Origin of the sequence: Paenibacillus sp. NPDC093718 (genome assembly GCF_050279985.1) — a bacterium.
In the GTDB taxonomy this organism is placed as follows: Bacteria; Bacillota; Bacilli; order Paenibacillales; family Paenibacillaceae; genus Paenibacillus_AQ.
Genome location: NZ_JBNNUS010000011.1, coordinates 240,807 through 246,806, shown reverse-complemented (window position 1 = coordinate 246,806; position 6,000 = coordinate 240,807). Strand labels below are relative to the sequence as shown.

The following is a 6,000-nucleotide window of genomic DNA, read 5'->3' as shown; positions in this document are numbered from 1 at the left end:
GGTAACACGTGGGCATATCCTCACTCTAACTTCCGAAATCCCTATAGAACCGTACATGATTTAATTATGTCTGGGCTATCGAAATAAATCTAGAAATGCGTTATAATTCTCATGAAAGTGTCATGTGACAATAATCATTGAGGTGATATACAGATGAAAAGCACAGGGGCCGTCATGGGCTATTTGTCGTCCAGTGCGCCGCCGTCATGGTTCATGAACTCCATTGCCTTTTGGGGATGGGTCATGCTTGGGTTGATGGGCATCGGCGGATTTTTCATGTTCCGTAAGTTTCTCAAAGTGCTTCCCAAAGCCGACGGCAAATCAAAGCTCGATTGGCAAAATTACTGGGTAGAGCGAAGCCGCCCGCTGTGGACCGATGAATCCAAGGCATTTCTGGACGAACTGGTGCAGCCTGTTCCGGGACCGTTCCGGGATATCGCCAAACACTCCATTGCAGCCGAAATCGGCAAAATCGCCGTCGAATCCGGCGCAACCGAAGTAACCCGGGATCACTGCATCAAAGGTTACATCGTGGCTACGCCGAAGCGCGATTACAAATTCCTGATGAATTTCCTACAGAAGAAGGAAATCGACTACAAGCCTTATCAGCATTTAATCAATAAGTAATAACACAACCTTATATGGAACGACGGCACCTGCCTCAAATGAAACGACGGTACCTGCCTCATTCAAATGTTCGGACAAACCGTTGGGTCCGGAAGATATCTCCCCCTAATCCTCATACAGAGGATCAGGGGGATTCGTTTTTTTAATTTCGATAAATTGAAGGGATACGAATGAACTTGGCCTGTCTTTCTCCAAGAAAATCATGGGAATAAATCATAGATCACGTATAATGGAGTGTTATAAGAATTCTAATCCGATAGTCCTAGGAGGAAAGAATAGCGTGAAATTGAAATTAGCAATTATTATCGTTTTACTTTTTACATGTATCGTGCCGGCGGCAGGAGCGGCGCCAGCCAATATCGTCAATGTGGATGGCGTTAAAGTGGGGCTGCGACAAGCCCCTATTTTGCGAGACGGGGTGACCTTGGTACAATTCGCTCCTATATTCAAAAGCTTGGGTCTCTCTGTCAAGTGGGATCCCGCTAAACAGCAGATTACAGGAACTAAAAAAGGGATCAACCTTGTGCTGACTGTTGGCAACAAAAACGCCTATGTAAACGGCTCGCGAATGCTGCTCGAATCTCCTCCGGTATCCTTGAACGGAAACATTTTCGTTCCGCTTCGCTTCATTAGCGAAGCCACTGGAGCAACCCTGGCCGTAAATGGAAATACCATCAACATTACCAGTTACAAAGGGACAAAGCCTTTTGTTCCTAAACCTACACCGATCCCGCCGGTAAAAACGAAAGCCGTAAAAATCAAAGAGGAGTTGGAATCCAAATACTCGAATCTCTCTTTCGGAAAATTGCACCTGAACAACTTAACTTATGGCGTAATCGACGATTCGGATTCACTCACCATTGCTGTAGAAATTTCGGATGAACAAACGATGCAAAACATTATCGACACCTTTGACAGCAAACCTTCAACGGGGCATCTGCTGACCAAAAATATTGCCAACCATGTACATAAAAAATATGGCTACAAAAAAATCAATATCTTTATTATTACTTTTTTTATGAATTCATCTTATCCAAGCGGGTATGATGCGCAGTATAATATCTTTGTTCCGGAATACAATGTGTACGTTACACGCTGGCCCTTATACGGAGGAGCTTATAATTACTCAAAAAAGGTCGCTCACTGGTACCTGGACCCAACCGGAGATACGGAGTACATGATATATTCAAGCTCGTTATAATAATTTCGCACTTACACTTCAATAAAAATTAGAAAAAGAACCCTGGGTATTATGTTAAGGCAGATAGCTGCCTCCGTTTGTGAGACAGGGTCAAAGCACCTTTCAAGTTTAAGCAACCAGTTGCCGGAAATGAACCGGCGACTCGTTGTTTAGTTTTGTTTGAATGCGGATTATAGAAGTAATGTTATCTCGAACGCTCTATTCAACGATGGCTGTCGTCGAGCAGGTTAAACCTCCGAGATAGAACGTTTCAGACTTAGCGTAGAATGAATCGATTCGATGGGGCCATTATAACGGGCATATCCTTGCGAGACATGCTCATGGTAATGCCTATTCCCTTTACAGCATCTTAATAGACCTGAGATGTGTAAACGCCGGCCCTAATTACCGGTAGATTAATGGATTTATGTTTTTTCACATTAGCAAATCTGTGTATCGTCCAACGCTTCGGTAATGATCAATCCTCAATCGCCTTAGCAACTGTCAGTTTCTTCTCCTTCAGAATTTCCATCACGCTTTTATTGTTATCTTCGACTATAAAATCTATATCAGCTTTTGAAATAACCAGAGTCGGAAGGAAAAATAAATCCTCCCCGTAGATGTTTAAATCTGCTGGAATGAAATGATATGTAATCATAGGTTTTTCATGATGATTCAAAATATCTACGTCGACACCGTCAAGCTTAATGTCTTCTGAAAGAAAAAAAGATACTTCACAAGCAGAGTGATATAACCCCTCTTCTGACAACTCATTGATATCATAGAATGTAATGTCATAAATTGAATCAGAGACTTTTGTAACAGGATACATTGCATAATATTTATCTACAACTTCTTCCTCCCACCGTTCTAATCTCTTGCTATATTTCTTATCCTGCCAATTCAGAAATTTGAGGATGAAGACCGAAAGCAAGCCCCCTAGAAATATTTCTACTCCTGAAAATTCCAAAAAAAATATTGCTATGACAAATAAAGAAGAAAGAACTATATGTACACCCCTTGCTAATACTTCTAGAAGCGTCCATGCCTTCTCGGATACAGTTACACCTAAAAAAACGGGTTTTGGTTTTTGGTCCATAACCTCTTGAAATATATAAGATGTCATTCCTAACAACTCTCCCTATTACTTATGATAAAAAAATCAATGAATTCAAAGCCTTTTAACCAACATACCGCCTCATTTCTTTATGAAAGGAGCAGGAGAACTTTATAAGAATCCTATTGAAGATCTTAGCCAGTTAAATTAAATAGATACACCATTATCCCTACAAGCAAAGGTCCTATCACTAAAAACCCGAATATCAGGGCAATAACTTTTAGTGTACCTGATATCCCCTTTGACGAGTTCAAGGTGTCTAGTTTATTATTGATTTCTTTTAGCTCTTTCAATATTTCTCTATTTAAATCTTCAGACATAGAAAAGTCCTCCTTATACACACGACCATTCCTATAAAAATGTTCCCCCCTCTGGAACATGCAAACTTAGCCTTATTAGTTAGTAGGTATATTTTACCATAGCATCATGCCAAATGTTTCTAAATACATACAAAAAAGAAAAAACCAAAAGAATTCCCTTAAATCAGGGAACCCATTTGGTTTTCTGCAATAATCCGAATTTTCTCTAAACTTCATAGAATAACAGCTGCGTATATCTTACTTCTACTATAATAGTCCCGTATTAATATTAACCCCTTCGCAGGGTAAACGACCATCCGGCAATAATAAAAACATCCCCCTCCATCAGAGAGTATTCTTTATACGGCACCATGGATTCCCCCTTCAGCACCGTACCATTTCTCGAACCCAGATCCTTCAGGACGTAACCTCCGCCTTCGCGCGAAAGTTCGACATGCGCCCGTGAAGTCCCCACTCCCTGTGCGACGAATTGGGCTACGTCGGGAGAACGGCCGATGATGAAATGGGGCTGATATAGTTCAATCCGCTGCGGGCCGGCTGCATTTGGTTCGTTTAGCTCAAGGTAAGCACCTGCTGAATGCTGCACAGCTGGACGGGCTACAGCATCCGGACTTAGCAGGACGGTAGCTCCCTCACCTCCAGGGAACGAAAGCACCTCCGTCCGTTGGGACAACTGGGCATAATAATCCCCCTCTTCCCCATGTGGATCCGCAGCCGCAGCTGCTGCCTCAGATGAACGCGAATAAGCATGGCCCTGTGGAGATTGTACGGGATATCCCGCCGAATGGTGATCTCTCTCGGAGTTGGATGGAAATTTAGGGGCCCGCCATCTCCAATTCTCTTTCCCCTCCTCAAGCCCTGCTTCTGCTTTTCCAGCATCTGTTTCCGAGTTATCCCCAAGAAGACCCGATAAAGGATCCGCCTGAAAACGCGGGACAGACTTCCACCTGGAGTGCTCCTGCGGACTAAGCTCTGTTGACTCGAACATGGGCAAGGAACCGGACCAATCGCCGGATCTCCGTGAGAGCAGCTGGAGTTTACCTGTCCAGCCAAGCCAAGTTACCGCAGCAAGCAGAATCGTAATACCTACCGACAACCCTAGCATCAGTGGAGTAGGCTGATTCATGTAAAGCAATCTCCAAGCTCCTGCTGCGGCGAGCAAACATCCTAACATAATATAGGTGCGAACTGGCGAGGCTATGTCATTGTCCGAAGCTTCTGAATTTGTATCATCCGTATCGGGCAGCCACGAAGGAGTGGAACCCAATGGGCTTCGACCCGCATGAGAATTCATTTCCTCACTCTTGCCCCTCTTCCCGAACATCTCATTCGTACGTTCCTTCAGACCTTGAATTAAACTCTGTTTATCTGTGTAGATGTCACTCTCCGTCTGCGGCACTGCGGTCCGCCCGCGAGCCGGTTCTGTAAATGCGAATGCAGGCTTTAAGCCCGTGTTGCTCGATTGACTATCCGTATAGTACGATCCTTGATTCAGACCTGAAAGCACTGCTGCATTTGCTTGAGTTACAGCACGATGGTCTTCTCCCTCTCCTGCTAACAGCTCAATCACAAGCTTCTTTAGTCCCGGTAGATTGAAGCTCTGTTCACTGCAGAACGACATCAGTGCCTGTATTCCTCCCCCTTTTAGCTCCGTCACCGACGCGAGCAACCTTGTCATTAACTCCTTGAGCATAAGCGGAAGACGAGTGCCGCTTGCTTCGGTAGCTGCAACGGGAACATAAGTTAAATATAAAGTGCCAAGATGCAGGGAACCTTCAATAAACAGGTAATCCTCATGAAGAATGTAATTCTCGGGTTGGAGCATATACAACTTGCTGTCCTCCAGAGCGGTGACGATCTGCAACAGCAATCCAAAATATTCGGTCAGTGTCATTCGCTCACTCTTCAATGCTTGAGACAGCATTTTTTTGCCGGTAATATCATATTCCAGCGTTACCTTATAATCGACTTCCTTCATATGCAGCTTCAGAAAATGAGGGATTCTCGAAGAACGGATCATTCCCAGCTGTACATGATTAAGTTCTGATGATTGGATTCCTTCAGCCCGGTCCAGCACCATAATGGTTCCACCGTTCTGCATAAAATCCGCCTTTAATCCGAGCATAAGCGCCGCCCCCTACATGTGAAGTACTACATACGTGCTGATTACGCCAGGAAGGACAGCCATCATAAAGGGGAATCGCAAGTGTTCCTCCTGGCTGTTGCGCCATGGCAACCAGCTCTTCATAACAAAAACACCGGCGATACTGCCAACGACATTGCGTATTCGCTTCATCGTTTCCCGCCGCCAGAGCAGGATGAGCAAACCGATGACACCGGCAAAAAGAACAGAATACATAATGCCCTGCAAGGTAAACCATAAACCGGTCCAGGCACCAATCCCTCCAAACAGCTTAACGTCACCCGCTCCTACAGCCCCTATAAAATACATGATCAACAAGATAAGAAACCCGGCTCCAAGCCCCTTCAAAGAAAAGAACAGCCCCTCCCACCCGTCCAGAACGCCATGATAGACAGGACCGGACAGCATAGCCGAAACAGTTAAAACATTCGGTATTTTCATGGAACGAAGGTCTGTAATGAATGCTGCAATCAGATAAACGGCACAAACACCAAAAGCAACGGACATGCGATATCAAAACTCCCTTGCTAAACTATTCACTGGAATAGCCATGATAGGATTTTAACTATGGATGTACAACGAATTCTTCTTGGAATGACTCTCTTAAACGCTT

At 44.3% G+C, this 6,000-nt stretch carries 6 protein-coding genes; 2 read left to right on the top strand and 4 right to left on the bottom strand.

Translation table 11 applies throughout. The features are described 5' to 3' along the window. The first annotated feature begins 153 nt into the window (after positions 1-153). The gene (locus ACQKPA_RS27775) at positions 154-627 is read left to right on the top strand and encodes a DUF2621 domain-containing protein (protein WP_009594427.1); all 474 of its coding nucleotides are present in this window, start codon (positions 154-156) and stop codon (positions 625-627) included. Between the two features lie 280 nt (positions 628-907). Next, positions 908-1,828, top strand: a complete 921-nt coding sequence (locus ACQKPA_RS27770; RefSeq protein ID WP_427495656.1) for a copper amine oxidase N-terminal domain-containing protein — start codon at positions 908-910, stop codon at positions 1,826-1,828. A gap of 457 nt (positions 1,829-2,285) precedes the next feature. Here the strand turns inward: ACQKPA_RS27770 and ACQKPA_RS27765 are convergent, their stop codons facing one another. The 4 genes from ACQKPA_RS27765 to ACQKPA_RS27750 all read right to left on the bottom strand — a co-directional run bounded on the left by ACQKPA_RS27765 (position 2,286) and on the right by ACQKPA_RS27750 (position 5,894). Next, positions 2,286-2,933: a hypothetical protein gene (locus ACQKPA_RS27765; protein WP_427495655.1), complete on the bottom strand. Its 648-nt coding sequence runs from the start codon at positions 2,931-2,933 to the stop codon at positions 2,286-2,288. 125 nt (positions 2,934-3,058) lie between these two features. Further along, positions 3,059-3,244 carry a hypothetical protein gene (locus ACQKPA_RS27760; RefSeq protein WP_076324645.1) on the bottom strand — a complete coding sequence of 62 codons (186 nt, stop codon included), beginning with the start codon at positions 3,242-3,244 and terminating at the stop codon, positions 3,059-3,061. Between the two features lie 268 nt (positions 3,245-3,512). Further along, on the bottom strand, positions 3,513-5,369 hold the full coding sequence (locus ACQKPA_RS27755; protein WP_427495654.1) for a DUF6382 domain-containing protein: 1,857 nt from the start codon (positions 5,367-5,369) through the stop codon (positions 3,513-3,515). A 12-nt stretch (positions 5,370-5,381) separates the two neighbouring features. Further along, positions 5,382-5,894, bottom strand: a complete 513-nt coding sequence (locus ACQKPA_RS27750) for an A24 family peptidase (protein WP_427495653.1) — start codon at positions 5,892-5,894, stop codon at positions 5,382-5,384. Positions 5,895-6,000: the final 106 nt, after the last annotated feature.